The following is a 20,308-nucleotide window of genomic DNA, read 5'->3' as shown; positions in this document are numbered from 1 at the left end:
AGAGCGCGCTGAAAGAAGGAGGGATAGGTTAAAAGCCGAACCGAACGCCGACCGAACTTTTGTCGGCAGCCGCAGGACCAGCATCCGACAAAAAGTCAGACCGGATGGAACTGGAAATGAAACGACCCGGATTAATCGCATCTACGCCGCTGTCTTGAGCGGTGGAGCGAAACGCAAATTCCCGCGGCACAAACAGACCGGCCAAGCCAGCATCTGGTTCAACCGCAACCGGTGAGAGTTCGCTATTTACGCGATATCCTGGTTCAAAATCAGTGACCATTGTTGCCATGAAGCTGTGATTTGATGGCTGGGCAACAGCGGCCAGATCGAAATTGGTCACAGGAAGGTCAACAGCTTGGTGCTTTTGGGGGGAAGCAGCTTCTACCATGGAGTCTGTATCCACGGCAGAGTCAGCCAATGCGGGGGTGGCAGTGATGCTGATAAGGGCAGCGGCAGTGACGATAATTGCATTTTTCATGACGTCTTCCTTCCTGTGTTGCGGCAACCGATTGATTGCCGCTCTCACAGAAGGTTTCGCATCCATTGGCGATAAGGTTACACCGGTATGATTTTTTCTTCAGCCGGTTGGCATCAAGGCGTTGTCGATAGCCTTGGAAGCTTTGTAATGTGCGCGTTTGCGTAACCGTTCAGCATAGGCTGCAAAACTGTCTCGTTCGGGAAAAGTTCCAAATTGCAGACCCCAGTCGACCTGCGACCCGACATACACATCAGCCATGGTGAAACGATTGCCGCAAACATAGTCCCGCGATTGCAGATGCTGATCGAGAACGTCCATGGATTGCTCATAACTGCCATAACCGGCAGACCGTTGTTGGTCGGCCGTCGGGGTCAGGCCCAAATTGCGATCAAATACCGCTTGCTCCAGCGGCCCCGCGGCAAAAAATAGCCAGCGATAATAATCGGCCCGCTCCCTGGCGCTGGGTTGCAGACCTGCGTCCGGGAAAATGTCCGCCAAATAGACGCATATCGCTGCGCATTCGGTTACCACCTTATCGTTGTGAACGATCGCGGGTACTTTCCCCATGGGATTAATCGCCAGATATTCGGCTGACTTCATATCGGGATCATATTCCACAATTTTTTGATCATAATCTGCGCCGGCCTCGTGCAGAGCCCAGCGCGCAATTTGACCGCGGGACATCGGGTTGGTGTAGAACAATAGCGTCGATGGTGTGGAAGTCATGGGCTGTTCCTTAGTCGTTGGAGTGGGTTAGCTTATCACAAACAGATCGATGGGCGAGGATCAATTACCGGCCATATTCCAGATCAAGCTTTCACTGCTTGCCATATTTCGTTTCAATTTTTCGCAATATCTCAGCTAGTGATCGCTCCGGTGCGGGGGTATATTTCAGCCCGGTTTTGGCTAGTCCAAAAATCCGGTCCAATCGAAACATTCGAAAATCCTCCCTCAGTTCGCACCAGGCTACCAATGTCCAGGTTTTGCCCCAGAACCATAAGCCCAGCGGCTGGACTTGTCGTTGCGTTGCCGAACCGGTCTGATCCTCATAGGCAAAAGACAGGATATCGCGGGCATCAATGGCCGCCTCGCAGCGATCAATTGTCTTTCTGGTTTCCGCTTGCAAACCCATTTCCGGCGCGAAAATTTTTGCACTGCCGACGCGGCTCCGATCCTTTTCCGGCAAGATGGTTTCGATTTTCACAAGCGCTTCTTCGGCGGCTTCGATCATCTTGGAACCACCCCAGGCCTTGACCATACGCGCCCCGGTGACCAGGGCGACAATCTCATCTCGGGTGAACATCAGCGGCGGCAGATCAAAACCGCTGCGCATGATATACCCTATCCCGGGTTCACCATCTATCGGGACACCGGTGGATTGAAGGTCCGCAATGTCCCGATAAATAGTGCGCTCGGATACTTCTAAACGCTCAGCCAAATTGGATGCGGTCAAGAGCCGACTTCCCCGCAGAAATTGCACAATCTGAAAAAGGCGATCGGCTCTGCGCATATCTAATTTTTGAAAATACCGAGTGAATTGCCCTCGGTATCTTTGGCATAGAAAAAGGAACCTGCGGGAATTAGAATGACATCCGATACCACTTCTCCACCGCCTTTCTTAACGCGCTCCATGGCATCATCAAGATAGCCATCAACCGCAAGATGCGCCGTGATTCCATCGCCCTGGGTTGCCGGCTTTCCTTCATACAGATGGCCAGATGAGGCATTTTGTCCTTCATAGGGCAACATCATAATCGGTTGCGGGCCCGCTTCATTTTTTGTCAGCGTGGCTTCCAATAACGTTTCATAAAAGCTGGTAGCCCGTTCCAGGTTGGTAACCGGAATTTCGGTCCATACCAGACGGTTATTCTTCGCTTTGTTCACTAACTTGCTCCTCTTCGTTGTTGGGGACAAGTTTGCTATGCCATAGCCCTACTGACAGCATATTGTCAGTAGGGTTTAAAAATTTGTGGCTACCATTGGGCATCGCTATAAATCAAAAAGGCGGCGTGAGACCAGTCACGCCGCTTTCATGAGGGTAGGGCCGAGGCCCGGCTTTTTCGCGAAGTTACTTACTCTTTGTAGGAGCCTTTTTCTTCGGAGGGGTTTTCTTCTTTTTCTTCGCTGACGGCGCCGAAGGTGTCACCTCGAAAGACAGCTCATTATCTTTGAGATGGACTTTCACTTCGCCGCCATTGACCAATTTGCCGAATAACAGTTCCTCGGCCAATGGTTGCTTGATTTTCTCCTGGATTAGGCGGCCCATTGGGCGCGCGCCATAGAGCTTGTCATAGCCGCGTTCGGTGAGCCATTTCGAAGCATCGTCATCCAAGGTAATGTGGACATTCTGATCTGCCAGTTGCAGCTCCAGTTCCAAGATAAACTTCTCGACAACACGCGCCACGACTTCTGGTGGAAGATAGGAAAATGGCACAATCGCATCCAACCGGTTACGGAATTCAGGTGTGAACATTTTCTTCACGGCTTCATCGCTGGCATCCTCTTTGGATATATTGCCAAAGCCAATGCCTTCTTTCGCCATGTCGGAAGCGCCCGCATTGGTGGTCATGATCAAAATGACATTGCGGAAATCGACGGTTTTTCCATGGTGGTCTGTCAGTTTCCCGTTATCCATTACTTGCAGAAGAATGTTGAACAGATCGGGATGCGCTTTTTCAATTTCGTCGAGCAGCAATACGCAATGCGGGTTTTGATCGACGGCGTCGGTTAGCAAGCCGCCCTGATCATAGCCGACATAGCCGGGAGGTGCACCGATAAGCCGGGAAACGCTGTGGCGTTCCATATATTCGGACATATCAAACCGTTGCAGCGGAATGCCCATGATGGACGATAGCTGGCGTGCGACTTCTGTTTTACCAACACCCGTTGGTCCGGAAAACAGGTAGTTGCCAATCGGTTTGTTCGGCTCTCGCAGTCCGGCGCGGGAAAGTTTGATGGCGCTGGACAGTTTTTCAATTGCCGCGTTTTGCCCAAAGACAACCCGTTTGAGATCCTTGTCGAGATTTTCGAGCGTCTTCTTGTCATCTTTCGACACGGATTTAGGCGGGATGCGTGCCATGGTTGCGATAACCGCTTCAATATCACGCGTCGTAATCATTTTCTTTCGGCGCGATGGCGGTAGCAGCATTTGCATAGCGCCGACTTCATCGATCACATCAATGGCTTTGTCCGGCAGCTTCCGATCGTTAATATAACGGGTGGACAATTCGACCGCAGATTTTAGAGCATCGGGCGCATAGCGCACCTTGTGATGCTCTTCAAAAGCGCCGCGAAGACCCGCCAATATCTTGATGGTATCTTCAACGCTGGGTTCGTTGACATCAATTTTCTGGAACCGCCGCAAAAGTGCCCGGTCTTTTTCAAAATGATTGCGGAATTCTTTATAAGTGGTTGAACCCACGCAACGGATGATACCGCCGGAAAGCGCAGGTTTAAGCAGATTGGATGCATCCATTGCACCGCCGCTGGTTGCACCCGCGCCGATAACCGTATGGATTTCATCGATAAACAAAATCGCGTCCGGCATTTTTTCCAGTTCAGAAACAACTTGCTTCAACCGTTCTTCAAAATCACCGCGATAGCGCGTTCCGGCGAGCAATGATCCCATGTCCAAGGAATAAATGACGGCGGATTTAAGTACGTCCGGCACATTTTCTTCGACAATGCGCAGAGCCAAGCCTTCGGCAATGGCTGTTTTCCCGACGCCAGGTTCACCGACATAAAGGGGATTATTTTTGGAGCGGCGGCACAGGATCTGAACAGTCCGGTCCACTTCGGCTTGACGGCCAATGAGAGGATCAATCCGCCCGTCCTTTGCTTTTTCATTCAAGTTGACGGTAAATTGATCAAGCGCGGTTTCTTTTTTGCCCTTGGCGTCTTTTTTCTCGTCGGATTCCTCGCCATTTGATAATTCAGCAGGATCAACCGACTGACCGCCTTTGCCAACACCGTGGCTGATGAAACTGACCGCATCCAATCGGCTCATATCCTGTTGTTGCAGAAAATAGACGGCATAGCTTTCGCGCTCGGAAAAAAGAGCAACCAGAACATTGGCGCCGGTTACTTCGTCTTTTCCGGATGACTGGACATGCAAAATGGCCCTTTGGACAACCCGTTGGAAACCAGATGTCGGGGAGGGATCAATGGATTTTTCAACCTTTAGGGAGTCGAGCTCGCTGTCGAGATATAAGACAACGGCATCTTCCAGTTCGCCTAAGTCGACACCGCATGCATTCATGACTTGCGACGCGTCTCCATCGTCGATCAACGCAAGCAGCAAATGTTCCAACGTCGCATATTCATGAGACCGATCCGCCGCATTTTTGAGCGCCTGATGAAGGGTCTTTTCCAATGATTCAGCGAATGAAGGCATGTATTTACTCCTTGGTGGGACAATGGATTGTCCCGGTAATGAAAAGCCTATGTGGGCCGGTATGGCTCTAACCTTAACTTTTCAGCGTCTTCTTCAATCTATGCGCAACCCAAAAAACATCAAGGGGCTATCCGAAGAACGGCATGCTATATACTACGGTTTAGCTTATTTTTGTCTCTTCTTTCCTGAACGGTTCAACGCGGATCAACTTAAATTGGAATATTAAGATAGAGGGTTAACAAATTCTTACCAAGAGTACAGAATTTACGTCTTTTTAAACAAGCTATCGGCGGTTGCACGATGAGAAACCGCGAAGCTTTTTTTGGCTTCACAGCGACTTATTTCATTTTTCAAAGCTGAAATTCTCTTGTCCAACTCATCGACCGAGAGGGGATCGATATCCTGTTTGACCAGAAGGCTGAGTGGATCATTGCTGTTGCGGGGCAGATCATCATCTTCATGCATGTAAAATTATCCCTTCAATTCAGGCCATTTATATCGACAATGTTGACCGCTGCGTCTTTGCTGTCAATAAGGTGATAACAAAAAACGGGGCAGCTTTTTGCGTGTTTTTGGGAGATTGGGGCAATCATGACAATATCAGAAGTTTTGCAGTCCGAAATGACGGCTGTCGCGATTAGTGAACCTGGTGGTCCAGAAGTCCTCAAACCCGAGAAAATGGCGGTACCCGAACCAGCCGCTGGCGAGGTGCTCATTCAAGTTGTCGCGGCAGGGGTGAACCGTCCCGATGTCGTCCAGCGGATGGGCTTATACCCCGCGCCTCCCGGAGCCTCTCCGCTCCCGGGGCTAGAGGTATCGGGTATCGTTGTCGCTTTGGGCAGCGGTGTGGAACCTGAATGGATGGGCCGGAAAATCTGCGCTTTGACCAATGGCGGAGGCTATGCAGAATTTTGTGTGGCGCCTATCGGGCAATGCCTCCCCGTTCCGGAAAATTTGTCGATGGAAGAGGCCGCCGCTTTGCCGGAAACCTTGTTCACGGTTTGGAGCAATTTGTTTAATCGGGGATTTGCGAGAGAAGAAGAAACGGTGTTGGTGCACGGCGGAACTAGCGGCATTGGCACGATGGCGATTATGCTGGGCAAATTATTCGGCCTGAAAGTTATTGTGACTTGCGGATCGGATCAAAAATGTACAGCGGCCAAGACAATCGGCGCCGACCATGCAATCAACTATAAGACACAGGATTTTGTTGAAGAAATTAAGAAAATTACGGATGGCCAAGGTGTCGAACTGGTGCTCGACATGGTCGCAGGTGATTATGTGGCGCGCAATTTAAACTGCTTGAAGGAAGACGGGCGGCACGTCACCATCGCGGTGCAAGGCGGGGTCATGGCCAATTTGAATATGGCGCAGATAATGATGAAACGTCTCACCTTAACCGGTTCGACGCTGCGGCCACAGTCGGCCGATAGAAAAGCGCTATTGGCCGATGAGCTCTATCGCTATGTCTGGCCTGATATCGAAGCAGGCAAGCTGAAACCGGTAATGGATGAAGCTTTTGCATTGGCCGATGCAGCCAAGGCGCACGCACATATGGAAGCAGGCGACCATATTGGCAAAATCATTCTCAAAATATCCTAATTTTCAACCAACTATTTTGTTGGTCTGGGGAAAATACCAGTCAATATCTCAGCGGATTTTGTAAATAAACTTTCACAAAACCGGAATCATCCTGTCATAATGCCAAGCTATAGAATTCCCGTGGGCAGTTTCCGTGGGAGCGATATGATGGCCAAGCAATTTCCCCCAATTTCAGCATCTGACATTCCTCTGCTGGAGGCGGATCATTATGAAACCCGGCTGGTTCGCCAGCCAAGGGTGGACCCGGCAGATCGGACGCGATATCGCACGATTTGGATATCTGATATCCACCTTGGCACGCGCGGCTGCAACGCTGATCTGTTGATCGACTTTCTTGACCATGTTGACAGCGATACGCTCTACTTGGTCGGCGATATTATTGATGGCTGGCGCTTAAAGAAGAAATTTTATTGGCCTGATGGGCACAATGATATCATCTGGCGGATATTGAAGCGGGCCAAGCGGGAAACGCGTATCGTTTATATTCCTGGCAATCATGACGAAATGTTCCGGCAATTTACGGGACTGAATTTCGGCGGTGTGGAAATTCGGCGGCATGCTATTCATGAAACAGCCGATGGCCGCCGTCTGCTCGTCATGCATGGCGATGAATTTGATACGGTGATGCTAGCGCACCGCTGGATCGCCTTTGTCGGCGACGCGGCATATACGACGTTGATGCGGATTAACTGGCTCGTCAACGCGTTCCGGCGACGTATGGATCTGCCCTATTGGTCCTTGTCCAAAGTGGCAAAACATAAGGTCAAAAATGCGATCGAGTTTATTGGGCACTTTGAAGAATTGGTTGCCAAGGCCGCTCAGAACCGCGGTGTTGATGGCGTGGTCTGCGGCCATATTCATACGGCCGAGATGCGCCAAATTGAGGGAATTGAATATTATAATGACGGGGACTGGGTCGAGGGATGCACCGCCTTGGTAGAATGTGACGATGGAACCATGGAAATTCTCCATTGGGCGGATGAGATTGCGGCGCGCAAGGCAAGGCGCGTCCAGCCCATGACCCTAAAAACCGCGAAAGACAATCTGGAGCAGGCGGCATGAAGATTGCTTTGATCACTGACGCTTGGCACCCGCAAGTAAATGGTGTTGTTCGGACTTTGGACACGGTTATCGAGATTTTACGCCAATGGGGGCACGAAGTGCTGGTTGTTTCGCCGGATCAGTTTCGATCGGTTGCAGCACCAAGCTATCCTGAAATTCGTCTGGCGATGACCCGTGCGCGTAATGTCGGCAAAAAAATATCTGACTTCCAGCCCGATGCGATTCATTTGGCAACAGAAGGGCCATTATGTGTTTCAGCACGGCGTTGGTGTAAGCGTAAAAAATACGCTTTTACAACGGCTTATCATACGAATTTCCCGGATTATCTAGCAAAGCGAACGCATTTGTCTGCGCGGTTTTTCTGGCCCTATATTCGCTGGTTTCATGGCCGATCCCGCGCCATCATGGTCGCAACTCATACGGTGCGGCGACAGCTGGTTGAGAAACGGTTGTCGCAAGTGCATGATTGGAGTCGCGGTGTCGATTTGAGGCATTTTTCGCCTGAGGCTGCGCCGCCGGAACTATTCGCCGCATTGCCACGTCCGATCCAGCTTTATGTCGGTCGGATTGCGGTAGAAAAAAATATTCAAGCCTTTTTGGATACCGACCAACGCGGCTGCAAGGTGGTTGTTGGAGACGGTCCTGCCCTTGATCAATTGCGCATGCAATATCCCGATATCCACTTTTTAGGTCACCAATCTGGCGAAGCTCTTGCCGGGTGCTATGCCGGAGCGGACGTTTTTGTTTTTCCAAGTAAAACAGATACTTTTGGACTAGTCCTCATTGAAGCACTCGCTTGCGGAACCCCTGTAGCGGCTTTCCCGGTAACCGGTCCGATCGATATTTTGACTGAGAAATCTGGCGTGATGGCCGAGGATTTGAACGCGGCCATTGCCCAGGCACAGGGTTTGAGCAGCGGGGATTGTATCCGACATGCGGCACAATTTAGTTGGCCAGCCAGTGCAAGGCAATTTCTGGATGGGTTGGTGCCGATGGAAACGGAAAGAAAAGCACATATGTCACGGCGATTTCTTGCCAAAGCGATTTTTGCCAACGGTTAGCCATTGCAGGCAAAAAAGCAGCAAAAAGGGGATGGGTGAAGCAAATATCTTGCCGACTCTTCTGATATGGCCTACATAGCAACCCGAACAGGTCGCTCCCGCAAGGGGCGGCCCTTATTTTTTAAAAAGGACGCCGCCGTGGCCCAAGAAAATCCAACACCGCTTATGCCGCATGCAACCGCTAGCTGGCTGGTTGACAATACTGGATTGAGTTTTGAACAAATTGCCGAATTTTGTGGCATTCATATTCTCGAAGTCAATGCGATGGCGGATGATCTGGCTGGATCCAAATATACCGGCCGGGATCCCGTACAGGCGCATGAACTGACCAACGATGAAATTGCAAAAGCGGAAGCTGATCCGGAATATCGGATGCAATTGCAAAAAGGTCCGGATCAAGTCCGCCGTACCAAAGGTCCGCGCTACACGCCGGTATCGAAGCGGCAGGACAAGCCGGATGGGATTGCCTGGTTGCTTCGTAATCATCCTGAAATTTCGGATGCACAAGTGGGCAAGCTCATCGGGACAACCCGTACAACAATTAATGCGATTCGGGACCGTGAACATTGGAATATTGCCAATATTGTTCCGAAAGATCCGGTTACGCTCGGCCTATGTTCGCAACGCGAACTGGATGCAGTAGTTGCCAAGGCCGCCAAAAAAGCCGGTATCGAACCCGAGGTTCCGGAAGACAAGAAATTGGGCGGAGACAAGGAAGCATTGATTGCAGAGTTGCACGAAGAGCGTGCACAAGCCGAACGCGATGCTGAGGCGGCGCTGGCAGCGGAATCAGGCGAAGAAATTGCTACGGAAGATTTGACCGCTGAGACTCTTTTCAAAGATAGCTAGCAGGGCGGCAAAGCCTAGCGCGTCTTTGGTTTGGCTTTTGTGCTGGCATTAATTGACCAATTAAATCCAGTTGCGTCTTTTCCATGGCTGTGTCTATGGTCGACCCATGGATGCTGCCACCTCTTCTCCCGCTTATGATGCAACCCTCGCCGATCACGGCTTTGATCCGATTGAAGCGGAGGGTTTAGTTTACCCGCTCGGCGATTATGAACCGCAATATGGTGAATATTTTGAACTGATGCCGGGTATTGGTTGGACGCGGACGCCGGTGCCCGGGCCCTTGGGGCATATCAACAATTGGATATTGGATGATGTGCATCCCGACGGGACGCCCGGTTTTGCGATTGTGGACACGGGCCTGTTCATGCCCACTGTTATCGAGTCATGGAAATCCTTGTTTGAAAAGGGATTGAACAGCAAGACCGCGACGAAAATAGTGGTCACCCATTTTCATCCCGATCATGTCGGATGTGCTGGATGGCTGGCCAATCGGTTTAAGGCCCCTGTACATATGAACCGAACGGAATGGCTTTTGGCGCGAATGCTAACAGCTGATGTCAGTGCTGAAGTTCCACAGGAGGCCATTGATGAATGGAGATTTGCAGGCTGGGATGAGAGCTTAATTCAGGAAAAATGCGAAGGCGGATGGGGGCGCTTTGCCCGCGCTGTTTCACGGCTGCCCGTCGGTCATATCAGAATGGATGAAGGGGATCTTTTGGCCATTGGGCAAAGTGATTGGCGGATCATGATCGGCCGCGGTCATACACCGGAACATGCCTGTCTGATTGATGACGCCAATCAGGTGATGATCTCTGGTGATCAAATATTACCGCGTATCACGTCGAATATTTCGGTCATGTTAAGTGAGCCCACTGCCGACCCGCTTGGGGAGTGGTTGGCTAGCATTGACCGGTTTCGGGCAGAGATTGATCCAGATCTGCTGGTGCTCCCGGCTCACGGCCGGCCGTTTAAAGGAGCGCATCAGCGATTGGATACGCTCGCGCTTCGGCACAATGAAGCGTTGGATGATGTTGTCGCTGCGTTGGCGGAAAAACCGATGCGCGTTATCGACAGTTTTCCGCTGCTTTTTTCGCGGCCGATTGGAAGTGATGTGATTGGCATGGCTACCGGTGAAGCCATGGCGACATTCCGGCATTTGGAAAATACCGGAAGAGCCACCCACGAAGTACGAGATGGAACGGCCTGGTACGCACGGGCTTAGTGAAAGAAGTCAAACGCTGTCTTATTCCGAATGATTCTGATACCTAACTGGGCTGTAGTCCCGCCGATCTGGTACCAGCGGCTCGCGCAGGTCTCTTGAGCATTGTAAAACACTTTCCATAAGATATTGAAATATTGTTGATATACTGAAAAACCAATGCGATTTTCTGCGCTTAATCGTTTGATTAAATTGTCATTTGCAACCTTGTCGACACGATGGCATAGTGCGGCCAAAGCTGGGAGAGACGGCAAATGGCTACGCAAACACAAATGCAGCGCGGTAATGGTGATGTAGAACCGGTAAATTCGGTGGATGTTCTAATCGTTGGCGCTGGAATTTCCGGTATCGGCATGGCCGTGCATTTGCAGGAAAAATGCCCGGATAAAAGTTTCGCTTTGGTCGAACGCCGTGACGAAATCGGGGGCACTTGGAATCTGTTCCAATATCCCGGCATTCGGTCGGACAGCGATATGCATACATTAGGGTTTAATTTTGAACCCTGGACAGAACAAAAGGCCATTGCCGATGGTCCATCGATCATGAATTATCTCCACCGGATAAAAGCCAAAAATAATCTCGAAAAGCATATACGTTTCGGCCACAAAGTGCTGTCCGCCAGCTGGTCTAGCGAAGACGCGCGTTGGACCGTAACGGCAGAAAAATCAGACGGCAGCCACGCGGTCATGCATGCCAATTTTCTTTATATGGGCTCCGGTTATTATGATTATGATCAAGGATATGATGCTCAAATATCAGGGATAGAGAATTTTTCTGGAGAAGTGGTCCATCCTCAATTCTGGCCGAAAGAACTGGACTATAGTGACAAGAAAGTCGTCATCATCGGGAGCGGCGCCACAGCGGTGACTATTGTTCCAGTTATGGCTGAAAAAGCCAAGCATGTGACGATGCTCCAACGAACACCAACTTGGTATTTTGCGCGCGACGCCCGAGACCATCTGGCCAATTTTCTGCGCAAGATCATGCCGGACACATGGGCTTATAAGTTCATCCGATGGAAAAACGTCAAGATGCAGGACATCACCTTCAATATGGCTCGAAACAAGCCAGAGAAGATTATCAAGAAATTGGAAAAACCGCTCAAGAAGGAATTGGGCGAAAAATATAATAAGGAAGATTATACCCCACCTTACGGGCCATGGGAGCAGCGACTCTGCTTGGTTCCTGATAGCGATATGTTCAAAGCAATTAGTTCGGGCGCTGCGGATGTGAAAACCGGGCATATTGAATCGGTAACCGCCGATGGTATTCAATTGAAATCGGGTGAGAAACTGGATGCGGACATCATCGTAACAGCAACCGGCTTAAAGCTGGCTGTGGCTGGCAAGGTGGCGTTTGAGGTTGATGGCAAGCCAATCTCTTTCCACGATCACTATTATTATAAAGGCTGCATGTTCTCTGACATTCCCAATATGGCCATCGTCTTTGGTTATTTGAACGCGTCCTGGACGCTCAAGGCCGATATTGTTTCGGAATATACCTGCCGTCTGCTCAATCATATGGACGCGACCAGCACACGAATTGCCAATCCCAAATTGACAGAAACAATCGAAGAGGAGGAGCTTTTCGACTTTTCCTCCGGTTATATTAAGCGTTCTATCCATGAGCTCCCCCGTAACAGCACGAAAATGCCATGGAAGCTCAATCAGGACTATCTGTTTGATAAAAAAGTTCTGCTCGATGGACCTCTCGACGATGATGTGTTGCAATTTTATGGACCCAATAGCGCTACAGAATCGGGATCAGAGCCTCAGTTGGAAGCGGCTGAGTAACAGCATGGCTAGTCGCTCCTTTTCTGGAGTGTGCGAATAGATCGGGTGGTCATTGCGGTTTTTGATGCAGACTGGCTTGCAATTAACATCAATGTCAGTAGGTAGCGTATATGGAAAATGAAAATCTTGATGTTTTGATTGTTGGCGCGGGTATTTCCGGTATTGGCGCAGCTGTTCATCTCTCCAAACGTTGCCCAGGCAAAAGCTTTGCCATTGTTGAGGGGCGAGAGCGACTGGGAGGGACTTGGGATTTGTTCCGCTATCCGGGTATCCGTTCAGATAGCGACATGTACACATTGGGCTATAATTTCAAACCCTGGACTGCGCGCAAGGCAATTGCGGATGCGCCGACCATTTTGGATTATCTGCATGAAACAGTGGCGGAATATGATCTCGCCAAACATATACGATTTGAACAAAAAGTGACGCATGCCAGCTGGTCGAGCGCATCAGCGACATGGACCGTGACACTCGCCCTCAGCGACGGGACGACCCGGCAAATCCAATGCAATTTCCTGTTCATGTGTTCTGGCTATTATAGCTATGAAAGCGGGTATAAACCGGAATTTAAGGGTCAGGACGATTTTCATGGCCCGGTAATCCATCCCCAGCAATGGCCGGAAGATCTCGACTATACCGACAAGAAAATCATCGTCATCGGCAGCGGTGCAACAGCCGTGACCTTGGTGCCTTCCATGGCTGAAACTGCTGGTCATGTCACGATGTTGCAGCGCTCCCCAACCTATATTGTATCGCGTCCGGCGGTCGACAAATTTGCGTTGGCTTTGCGAAAAATATTGCCGAATAAATTGGCTTATGGCGTAACCCGCTGGCGCAATGTTCTCTATCAATTGTTCACATTTAATCTCGCGCGCAAACAACCGGCCGGGTTTAAGAAAAAGCTGCTGGAAATGGTTCGCGACGAAATCGGTGACGATGTCGATATGAAGCATTTTACGCCTAGCTATAATCCCTGGGATCAGCGCTTGTGTCTCGTTCCTGACAGCGATTTGTTCGCATCGCTGAAAACCGGGAAAGCATCAATTGTTACGGATCATATCGAACGCTTTGTTGCGGATGGAATATTGTTGAAATCTGGCGAAAAACTGGACGCTGATATCATTGTCACCGCTACCGGATTAAATCTGGTGTCCGGCGGCCATGCCTCTTTTGAAATAGATGGTGAACCGGTTCATTTCGGATCACGATTCAACTATAAAGGCGTGATGTTTTCCGATGTCCCCAATTTGGCGATGACATTTGGATATACCAATGCAAGCTGGACGTTAAAGGCCGACTTGACGAGCGAATATATCTGCCGATTGATCAATGTGATGGACCGGAAAAACGTGCAAATCGCTTATCCGCATCCGACCGATCCCGATGATTTGGTGGCGGAAACCATTGTCGATTTCTCGTCCGGCTATATTGAACGCGCTGCTGCTGATTTGCCCAAGCAAGGGCAGAAAAAACCTTGGCGCCTCAACCAGAATTACGCCAAGGATATTGTCAATCTGCGGCATATAACCGTTGATGACGGGGTTATGAAATTTGCCAAGGCAGGTGCACCTGCATTGCCTGCTGACAATGTGTCAATGGACGATGCCAATAATAACGAAACGGTCGCCGCCTGATTCCACACTCGCGTTCCGATAAATCACCAGCTATAGAAAAGCGATGATTGACTTTAACACATTGATAGAGGCCGACAAAGGCCAAGCAGCTCGCACGATACACATATTGGATGTGCATGTTTTTGAAGATTGGTTGAAAGACCAATCCGACGCTGTTCGCAGCATAGTGAAGGCCTATAAGTTCTCAGCCAATCCCGAATCCTATTTGATATTGCCCACGACCGGCAAGAAAGACAAAGATGATAAGTCTTTGCAGGATGATTTCGCGGTTGTTGCTGGCGTTAAGAACCACAAAAAGCTTGACCCCTGGGCCTTGGCGAAACTGGCTGGCCGATTGCCCGAAGGCAAATATCGACTGGCGGGCGCGAGCGCAAAAGATGCGCTTTTTGGCTGGCTGATCCCGCAGCATGAATTTACCCAATATAAGGATCTGCCGGATCAGCAGGGTCCTAGTATTCTTTTGGTCAAAGATGAAATCGGTCAAGTGGACGAAGCGGTGCGGCAGGCTGCAGCAACGGCCTTGGTTCGCGATATGGTCAATACGCCCGCAGCCGATATGGGTCCCAATAAAATAGAAGACATTGTCGAAAAATTGGCGGATGCCAATAATGCCGAGTGTAAAGTGACGCGCGGCGATACGTTGGCAGAAAATTTCCCCATGATCCACGGCGTTGGCAAGGCTGCCATGCGCGATCATGCTCCGCGTCTGATTGAATTGAAATGGGGCAAGCAAGATGCGCCCAAAATAGCGATTGTCGGCAAAGGTGTGACCTTTGACAGTGGTGGTTTGTCGATGAAGTCACCAGCCGGAATGCTGATCATGAAGAAGGATATGGGCGGCGCTGCCCATGCTATTGCCTTAGCCAAATTGATTATGGAAGCCAAGCTGCCGGTGCGACTCCACTTGCTCGTGCCCGCAGTTGAAAATTCCGTAGATGGCCATGCCTTACGCCCTGGTGATGTCCTCAACAGCCGCAAGGGCCTAACGGTTGAAATTGGCAATACGGATGCAGAAGGCCGTTTGGTTTTAGGGGATGCCTTGACCTTGGCCGGAGAAGAAGAGCCGGAACTGATATTGGATTTCGCAACTTTGACCGGCGCAGCGCGGGTGGCGCTGGGTCCCGATCTACCGGCGCTGTTTTGCAATGATGATGACATGGCTGCCGGGCTTATCGATGCCGGTGATTTGGAAGATGATCCCCTGTGGCGGATGCCGTTATGGTCGCGTTACGAATATCGGCTCAAAAGTCCGATTGCGGATACCAATAATGTGGCGGTTGGCGCTTTTGCAGGCTGCATTACAGCCGCCTTGTTCCTCAAGAAATTTGTCCCCAAAAAAACCCCATGGGCGCATTTTGATACTTACGCCTGGCGGCCAGCGAGCAAGGCAGGGCGCCCCAAAGGTGGTGAAGCTTTGGGGCTGCGGGCGAGTTGGCGCTATTTGAAATCCCGCTATCCGTCCCAATAGCTGCAGTCGTCGCTTGATCAACAGGTAGGTTCTCGGTTAAGGGCGGCTGGTGTAACAGCTCTGTAACAATACGCGATATTGCGCGATATGACAGGGGCTGCAAATGGGGTAGATAAGAGCCAATGAATATTGTCAGGGACATTGAATCCGCGGACCAGACTGTGCGTGAAAAATTTTCACTGCATGGCCCCGAAGAAGATTTTGATCCGCGCATCACGGCTCATCGCGGCGATCTGGCTGATATTGCCCTGGCCGGAAAATTATTTGCGCCGCATTACGCCGAAGCGCTGCCGATGCGTTGTGCAGCGCCCAAGGCGATGATCCGGAAAATGGGCGGCAAAAATCACGAGGCGGTCTCGGAGCTGCTGCATGGTGAAGATTTTCATTTGCTCGATGTGGTTGGAGATTGGGCCTGGGGCTTTTGTGATCATGATGGCTATGTTGGATATTTGCCGGTTCACGCCTTGCAACATCAGCGCAAAACCGCCATGCCAACGCATCTGATTTCCGCACGCGCAGCGCTGATTTTTGTCGAGCCGGATGTCAAAGCTGGCGTGATCAAGCGTTTGCCCATGGGCGCCAAGTTGGCCTGCAGCGAAGCTAGTGAATGCGGCAAATTTTTGAAGACCGGCAAAGGCTATGTCCATCAACGCCATGTGCAAGCCATTGGTGACGCGGCGCCAAGCAATCGTACCGAAACGATGGTTGCATTTGCCCGGCAATTGATCGGAGCGCCGTATCTTTGGGGCGGTCGCAGCGGAGATGGACTGGATTGTTCTGGGCTTATTCAAATGGTGCTGGCCTTGTCCGGGATCAATGCCCCGCGTGATGCTGATCAGCAACTCCATGCTATCGGTGAAAATTTGCCAGCCGACGCGGCGCTAACCAGCGGCGATATTATATTTTTCCCAGACCATGTCGGGATCATGGTGGATGGCGAGCAGCTTATTCACGCGAACACGCATTGGATGCAAGTTGTGGTCGAACCTTTGAGCGATGTCATTGCGCGGTTTGGCAGCGATGTTGAACAGCCCGTGCTGGCACGCAAGCGTTTGGGATAAGTATCATGACACAAAGCGTGTTTATCGATGGCGCCGTCGGTACCACCGGTTTGGAAATTGCCGAACGTTTGGCATCGCGAACCGAATTTAACCTGGTAAAACTTCCCGAAGCGCTGCGCAAAGACGAGCAGGCGCGCCGCGAAGCAATTAATGACAGTGATTTTGTCATCTTGTGTTTGCCTGATGAGGCCGCAAGACAAGCGGTGTCACTGGTTGCCAACGAACGCACGCGGATTATTGATGCATCTTCAGCCCATCGGATCGCCGTCCAATGGACTTATGGCTTTGCTGAATTTCAAGAAAATCAGCGTGATCAGATTGCCAACGCTCGGTTCGTATCCAATCCGGGTTGTTATCCTACTGGATTTCTGGCGCTCATTGCGCCGTTAATTGCGCGCGGCATATTACCGGCGGACTGGCCCTATGCGATTAATGCTGTATCGGGATATTCAGGCGGTGGCAAAGCATTGATTGAACGGTTTCAAAGCGAACAGGATATCGGTTTTCGCAGCTATGGTTTGGCCTTGGAACATAAGCATATGCCGGAAATGAAATATCATGCCGGATTGACCCGTGATGTTATTTTTGCCCCGGCTGTGGTGCGCGCCTATCGGGGCATGCTGGTCGAAATTCCATTAAATCTCTTGGCATTGGGAAGTGGCGCGAAGGCGCAAGATATACTCTCAACCCTGACCGATCATTATCAAGACTCTGCGATCGTCACTGTTCAAAATGGCAATGAGACCGTTGAACTCTTGTTGAATGAAAACGATCCAGCGACGGATCGTCTGGATTTGGTTATATGTACTGATCGGCAAGGAGACCATGTTCGTTTGGTAGCCAAGCTTGATAATTTAGGTAAGGGCGCTGCCGGCGCTGCCGTTCAAAATTTGAACATCATGGCCGGATTGGATGAGACATTGGGACTGCGTCTCTAAATAGAACCGGCTTAGTCGGTTGCATTTTCCACTTTGTCCGGTCGCAAACTGGTGCCCGCGCGCCCGCTGCGAAAAGATGTGAACCAGCTGACAGGATTTAAGCTGGTTGAACCGTCGAGTGAAAATGTAATAAATTCCGCGCGGCCTCCGATATTTTCCCATGGAATGGTTCCATCTAGTCCCAATGGGCTGGCCACTCGGCTATCTGCGCTTAAATCCCGATTATCACCCATAAGATAAAAATGACCCTCAGGGATAATTATCGGTGCAATGTCATCTGTGGGCTGCGGTCCGAGGTCGATAATATCGTAGCTCACTCCATTGGGAAGCGTTTCCCTTACAATGGGGAGTGTACAGACATTATTCCCACTCGCGTCTGTGTCCCGCAATCCAGGAAATTCTGCGCTTCCGCAGGGGGAGTTGGCATCTATGGGTAAATTGAGATCCGGTTGCACTTCTTGTTTAACGGGATCGCCGTTAAGGAAAATCTGGCCGCCGCGCAATTCCAATGTGTCACCCGGCAATCCGATGACCCTTTTAATATAGTCGCTGCTTTGGTCTTTTGGCGTGAGGATAACAATATCCCCTCTTTCGGGAATAGATCCCCACAATCGTCCTTGCATGCGCGGCAACACATGGAAGGTTGGTGAAACCCAAGACCAGCCATAGGCATATTTGCTGACAATTAGACGATCACCAACCAATAAACCTGGCATCATTGATACGGAAGGAATGTAAAAAGGCTTGGCTACCAAACTGTGAAAGGCAAGAACCGCCAATAATAGCAGCCCAATGCTTTTGGCTTCACCAATCCAATCCGTTTTCTCTTTTTCCGTGGTCTCGGCCTTAGCCGCGATCTCGTCCACCTTTTCTAGAGCCATATTCTATATTCTTCTTCTCTTATCGTCCCGATCAATTCCACCCATTAGCCGGTCTATTTTGTAGGAAATGCCTCAATGATGACGAATGCTTGCGCCCATGGATGATCGTCAGTGAGTGTAAGGTGAACGACTGCATCATATCCCGCCGGGGTTATCGCGTCGAGCCGTTTTTTCGCACCGCCGGTCAAAGCCAAAGTCGGCGCACCGCTTTTGGCATTTACAACGCCGATGTCTTTCATAAACACACCTGCTCGAAATCCGGTGCCGACCGCCTTGGAATAGGCTTCTTTTGCGGCGAAGCGTTTGGCGTAAGTTCCTGCTTTGGTGTAAGGGCGCCGCGCCGCCTTGGCGCGTTCCAATTCAGTAAACACTCGTTTTTCAAAACGCGCGCCAAAACGGTTGAGCGAGTTTTGAATGCGCTCGATATTGCAGAGGTCAGAGCCAAGGCCGATTATCATAACAGGCCCGTCACCGTGCATCATCCATCAATTGCCGCATTTGCCTTATGCTCCCGGCAAGCCCGCCAAAAATAGCTTCTCCGACAAGAAAGTGACCGATATTCAGTTCCACCAGTTGCGGAATGGCGGCAATCGGGATGACATTGTCAAAAGTGAGACCGTGTCCAGCATGAGGTTCAATGCCATTTTTTGCTGCCAAAGCTGCCGCGTCGCTAATCCGTTGTAATTCTTGCTCGCGCTCCGCTCCTGAGCTGTGCGCATAGTGACCGGTATGAATTTCCACGACCGGTGCGCCCAGATGAATAGCCGCTTCAATTTGTCGTGGATCGGGTTCAATGAAAAGGCTGACTCGAATATTGGCTTCGCGAAGTTGTCCGACAAAATCTGCCAATCGATTATGCTGTCCTGCGGCATCTAGCCCGCCTTCGGTGGTTCTTTCTTCTCGCTTCTCTGGAACGATACAGGCTGCATGAGGTTTATGGCGCAAAGCAATATCGAGCATTTCATCAGTGGCAGCCATTTCCAGATTTAGCGGAATTGCCAATGTTTCCATCAATTCGAGCAAGTCATCGTCCCGAATATGTCTGCGATCTTCGCGCAAATGTGCGGTAATTCCATCCGCACCGGACTCCGCAGCGATGGTGGCCGCGCGAACCGGTTCGGGGTGATCGCCGCCGCGGGCATTACGGATTGTGGCAACATGGTCAATATTGACGCCCAATCGCAAGTAGGAAGAATCGCTCATGTTTTTCGGCTACCTGGTTTGCTGGTTGGAATAGCGGCCAACTCGGCGGGTAGCTCGTTATCGGCATAAGAGGGCACGGCCAATGCTAGGAGCGGGAAAAAGGGCACATCAAATTGCGCGCTGCCATTGGATCTGTCGACCAAGGCGCCGGCTGCAATAACCTCGCCCCCGGCCTCTCCGATGGCTTTGATCGCTTCGCGGGAAGAAAGGCCGGTGGTGACCACATCTTCCATCATCAACACCCTTTGGCCCGGTTCCAGGCCGAAGCCGCGGCGCAATTCAAAAGTGCCTTCCGGCCGTTCCAAGAAAATCGCTTCGGTGCCGAGTGCGCGGCCCATTTCATGGCCAACAATTACGCCGCCCATGGCCGGAGAAACAACAATATCAATGGCTGCGCGAATCTCTGCTGGTAACTTAGCGACTAGCGCATTGGCTAGACGCGCCCCGCGCGCTGGATCCATCAAGACTCGAGCACATTGCAAATATTGCGCGCTATGGCGTCCAGAAGACAGAATGAAATGGCCTTCCAAAAGGGCGTTGCTCGCATGAAATTCGGCCAATATCTCTGTTTCTGTCACGCGTTCTTCCTGCTTTGATTGGTTGTGTTTTTTTAAAATGGGTTCAACTTGGTTCTAATGAAAGATCAAAAAGTTAAAAAATATGCGT

At 50.7% G+C, this 20,308-nt stretch carries 20 protein-coding genes; 10 read left to right on the top strand and 10 right to left on the bottom strand.

Annotated features, from left to right (window positions below; translation table 11 throughout):
• Nucleotides 1–28: 28 nt before the first annotated feature.
• From ABJU74_RS11150 to ABJU74_RS11125, 6 genes are all read right to left on the bottom strand, one after another.
• On the bottom strand, nt 29–478 hold the full coding sequence (locus tag ABJU74_RS11150) for a hypothetical protein (RefSeq protein ID WP_348384288.1): 450 nt from the start codon (nt 476–478) through the stop codon (nt 29–31).
• A gap of 99 nt (nt 479–577) precedes the next feature.
• Nucleotides 578–1,204 carry a glutathione S-transferase family protein gene (locus ABJU74_RS11145; protein WP_348384287.1) on the bottom strand — a complete coding sequence of 209 codons (627 nt, stop codon included), beginning with the start codon at nt 1,202–1,204 and terminating at the stop codon, nt 578–580.
• Between the two features lie 91 nt (nt 1,205–1,295).
• A complete protein-coding gene (locus tag ABJU74_RS11140; RefSeq protein WP_348384286.1) occupies nt 1,296–1,988 on the bottom strand; it encodes a YafY family protein in 693 nt (230 codons plus the stop codon).
• A 2-nt stretch (nt 1,989–1,990) separates the two neighbouring features.
• Nucleotides 1,991–2,362, bottom strand: a complete 372-nt coding sequence (locus ABJU74_RS11135) for a VOC family protein (protein WP_348384285.1) — start codon at nt 2,360–2,362, stop codon at nt 1,991–1,993.
• 184 nt (nt 2,363–2,546) lie between these two features.
• Complete coding sequence (gene clpA, locus ABJU74_RS11130; RefSeq protein WP_348384284.1) at nt 2,547–4,871, bottom strand: ATP-dependent Clp protease ATP-binding subunit ClpA; 2,325 nt, start codon at nt 4,869–4,871, stop codon at nt 2,547–2,549.
• A gap of 264 nt (nt 4,872–5,135) precedes the next feature.
• The gene (locus ABJU74_RS11125) at nt 5,136–5,336 is read right to left on the bottom strand and encodes a DUF1192 domain-containing protein (protein WP_348384283.1); all 201 of its coding nucleotides are present in this window, start codon (nt 5,334–5,336) and stop codon (nt 5,136–5,138) included.
• 126 nt (nt 5,337–5,462) lie between these two features.
• Here ABJU74_RS11125 and ABJU74_RS11120 point away from each other — a divergent pair, with 126 nt between their 5' ends.
• The 10 genes from ABJU74_RS11120 to argC all read left to right on the top strand — a co-directional run bounded on the left by ABJU74_RS11120 (nt 5,463) and on the right by argC (nt 17,558).
• On the top strand, nt 5,463–6,473 hold the full coding sequence (locus ABJU74_RS11120; RefSeq protein WP_348384282.1) for an NAD(P)H-quinone oxidoreductase: 1,011 nt from the start codon (nt 5,463–5,465) through the stop codon (nt 6,471–6,473).
• 144 nt (nt 6,474–6,617) lie between these two features.
• Nucleotides 6,618–7,535 (top strand): UDP-2,3-diacylglucosamine diphosphatase, encoded by a 918-nt coding sequence (locus ABJU74_RS11115; RefSeq protein ID WP_348422570.1) that lies wholly within the window; start codon nt 6,618–6,620, stop codon nt 7,533–7,535.
• On the top strand, nt 7,532–8,596 hold the full coding sequence (locus ABJU74_RS11110) for a glycosyltransferase family 1 protein (protein WP_348384280.1): 1,065 nt from the start codon (nt 7,532–7,534) through the stop codon (nt 8,594–8,596). The genes ABJU74_RS11115 and ABJU74_RS11110 overlap by 4 nt, the downstream gene beginning before the upstream one ends.
• A 165-nt stretch (nt 8,597–8,761) precedes the next feature.
• Nucleotides 8,762–9,445 (top strand): DUF1013 domain-containing protein, encoded by a 684-nt coding sequence (locus ABJU74_RS11105; protein WP_348384560.1) that lies wholly within the window; start codon nt 8,762–8,764, stop codon nt 9,443–9,445.
• Nucleotides 9,446–9,551: 106 nt separating this feature from the next.
• Entirely contained in the window at nt 9,552–10,667 is a 1,116-nt protein-coding gene (locus tag ABJU74_RS11100) for an MBL fold metallo-hydrolase (protein ID WP_348384279.1), read from the top strand.
• Between the two features lie 251 nt (nt 10,668–10,918).
• Nucleotides 10,919–12,457: an NAD(P)/FAD-dependent oxidoreductase gene (locus tag ABJU74_RS11095; RefSeq protein WP_348384278.1), complete on the top strand. Its 1,539-nt coding sequence runs from the start codon at nt 10,919–10,921 to the stop codon at nt 12,455–12,457.
• Nucleotides 12,458–12,567: 110 nt separating this feature from the next.
• On the top strand, nt 12,568–14,091 hold the full coding sequence (locus tag ABJU74_RS11090) for an NAD(P)/FAD-dependent oxidoreductase (RefSeq protein ID WP_348384277.1): 1,524 nt from the start codon (nt 12,568–12,570) through the stop codon (nt 14,089–14,091).
• A 43-nt stretch (nt 14,092–14,134) separates the two neighbouring features.
• Nucleotides 14,135–15,559, top strand: coding sequence for a leucyl aminopeptidase family protein (locus tag ABJU74_RS11085; RefSeq protein WP_348384276.1), 1,425 nt, complete (start codon nt 14,135–14,137; stop codon nt 15,557–15,559).
• A gap of 161 nt (nt 15,560–15,720) precedes the next feature.
• The gene (locus tag ABJU74_RS11080; RefSeq protein WP_348384275.1) at nt 15,721–16,620 is read left to right on the top strand and encodes a C40 family peptidase; all 900 of its coding nucleotides are present in this window, start codon (nt 15,721–15,723) and stop codon (nt 16,618–16,620) included.
• 5 nt (nt 16,621–16,625) lie between these two features.
• Nucleotides 16,626–17,558 (top strand): N-acetyl-gamma-glutamyl-phosphate reductase, encoded by a 933-nt coding sequence (gene argC / locus ABJU74_RS11075; protein WP_348384274.1) that lies wholly within the window; start codon nt 16,626–16,628, stop codon nt 17,556–17,558.
• Nucleotides 17,559–17,569: 11 nt separating this feature from the next.
• Here the strand turns inward: argC and lepB are convergent, their stop codons facing one another.
• Genes lepB through pyrE form a run of 4 tightly spaced genes read right to left on the bottom strand, consistent with a single transcriptional unit; the run spans nt 17,570 to nt 20,220 of the window.
• Nucleotides 17,570–18,439: a signal peptidase I gene (lepB, locus tag ABJU74_RS11070; RefSeq protein ID WP_348384273.1), complete on the bottom strand. Its 870-nt coding sequence runs from the start codon at nt 18,437–18,439 to the stop codon at nt 17,570–17,572.
• Between the two features lie 53 nt (nt 18,440–18,492).
• Nucleotides 18,493–18,897 (bottom strand): holo-ACP synthase, encoded by a 405-nt coding sequence (gene acpS / locus ABJU74_RS11065; RefSeq protein ID WP_348384559.1) that lies wholly within the window; start codon nt 18,895–18,897, stop codon nt 18,493–18,495.
• A 10-nt stretch (nt 18,898–18,907) separates the two neighbouring features.
• A complete protein-coding gene (locus ABJU74_RS11060; RefSeq protein WP_348384272.1) occupies nt 18,908–19,642 on the bottom strand; it encodes a pyridoxine 5'-phosphate synthase in 735 nt (244 codons plus the stop codon).
• Nucleotides 19,639–20,220 (bottom strand): orotate phosphoribosyltransferase, encoded by a 582-nt coding sequence (gene pyrE, locus ABJU74_RS11055; RefSeq protein WP_348384271.1) that lies wholly within the window; start codon nt 20,218–20,220, stop codon nt 19,639–19,641. Before pyrE ends, ABJU74_RS11060 begins: the two co-directional genes overlap by 4 nt.
• Nucleotides 20,221–20,308 lie beyond the last annotated feature (88 nt).

It is taken from the genome of Parasphingorhabdus sp. (assembly GCF_039982415.1).
GTDB lineage: Bacteria > Pseudomonadota > Alphaproteobacteria > Sphingomonadales > Sphingomonadaceae > Parasphingorhabdus.
The sequence above is the reverse complement of the archived record's forward strand: the minus strand, read 5'-3'. Positions and strand labels throughout refer to the sequence as shown.

Bases quoted from the DNA above. Each gene is read 5' to 3' on its own strand.
- ABJU74_RS11150 (WP_348384288.1), bottom strand. From the start codon at position 478: ATGAAAAATGCAATTATCGTCACTGCCGCTGCCCTTATCAGCATCACT.
- ABJU74_RS11145 (WP_348384287.1), bottom strand. From the start codon at position 1,204: ATGACTTCCACACCATCGACGCTATTGTTCTACACCAACCCGATGTCC.
- ABJU74_RS11140 (WP_348384286.1), bottom strand. From the start codon at position 1,988: ATGCGCAGAGCCGATCGCCTTTTTCAGATTGTGCAATTTCTGCGGGGA.
- clpA (WP_348384284.1), bottom strand. From the start codon at position 4,871: ATGCCTTCATTCGCTGAATCATTGGAAAAGACCCTTCATCAGGCGCTC.
- ABJU74_RS11125 (WP_348384283.1), bottom strand. From the start codon at position 5,336: ATGCATGAAGATGATGATCTGCCCCGCAACAGCAATGATCCACTCAGC.
- ABJU74_RS11120 (WP_348384282.1), top strand. From the start codon at position 5,463: ATGACAATATCAGAAGTTTTGCAGTCCGAAATGACGGCTGTCGCGATT.
- ABJU74_RS11115 (WP_348422570.1), top strand. From the start codon at position 6,618: ATGATGGCCAAGCAATTTCCCCCAATTTCAGCATCTGACATTCCTCTG.
- ABJU74_RS11110 (WP_348384280.1), top strand. From the start codon at position 7,532: ATGAAGATTGCTTTGATCACTGACGCTTGGCACCCGCAAGTAAATGGT.
- ABJU74_RS11105 (WP_348384560.1), top strand. From the start codon at position 8,762: ATGCCGCATGCAACCGCTAGCTGGCTGGTTGACAATACTGGATTGAGT.
- ABJU74_RS11100 (WP_348384279.1), top strand. From the start codon at position 9,552: ATGGATGCTGCCACCTCTTCTCCCGCTTATGATGCAACCCTCGCCGAT.
- ABJU74_RS11095 (WP_348384278.1), top strand. From the start codon at position 10,919: ATGGCTACGCAAACACAAATGCAGCGCGGTAATGGTGATGTAGAACCG.
- ABJU74_RS11090 (WP_348384277.1), top strand. From the start codon at position 12,568: ATGGAAAATGAAAATCTTGATGTTTTGATTGTTGGCGCGGGTATTTCC.
- ABJU74_RS11085 (WP_348384276.1), top strand. From the start codon at position 14,135: ATGATTGACTTTAACACATTGATAGAGGCCGACAAAGGCCAAGCAGCT.
- argC (WP_348384274.1), top strand. From the start codon at position 16,626: ATGACACAAAGCGTGTTTATCGATGGCGCCGTCGGTACCACCGGTTTG.
- lepB (WP_348384273.1), bottom strand. From the start codon at position 18,439: ATGGCTCTAGAAAAGGTGGACGAGATCGCGGCTAAGGCCGAGACCACG.
- acpS (WP_348384559.1), bottom strand. From the start codon at position 18,897: ATGATAATCGGCCTTGGCTCTGACCTCTGCAATATCGAGCGCATTCAA.
- ABJU74_RS11060 (WP_348384272.1), bottom strand. From the start codon at position 19,642: ATGAGCGATTCTTCCTACTTGCGATTGGGCGTCAATATTGACCATGTT.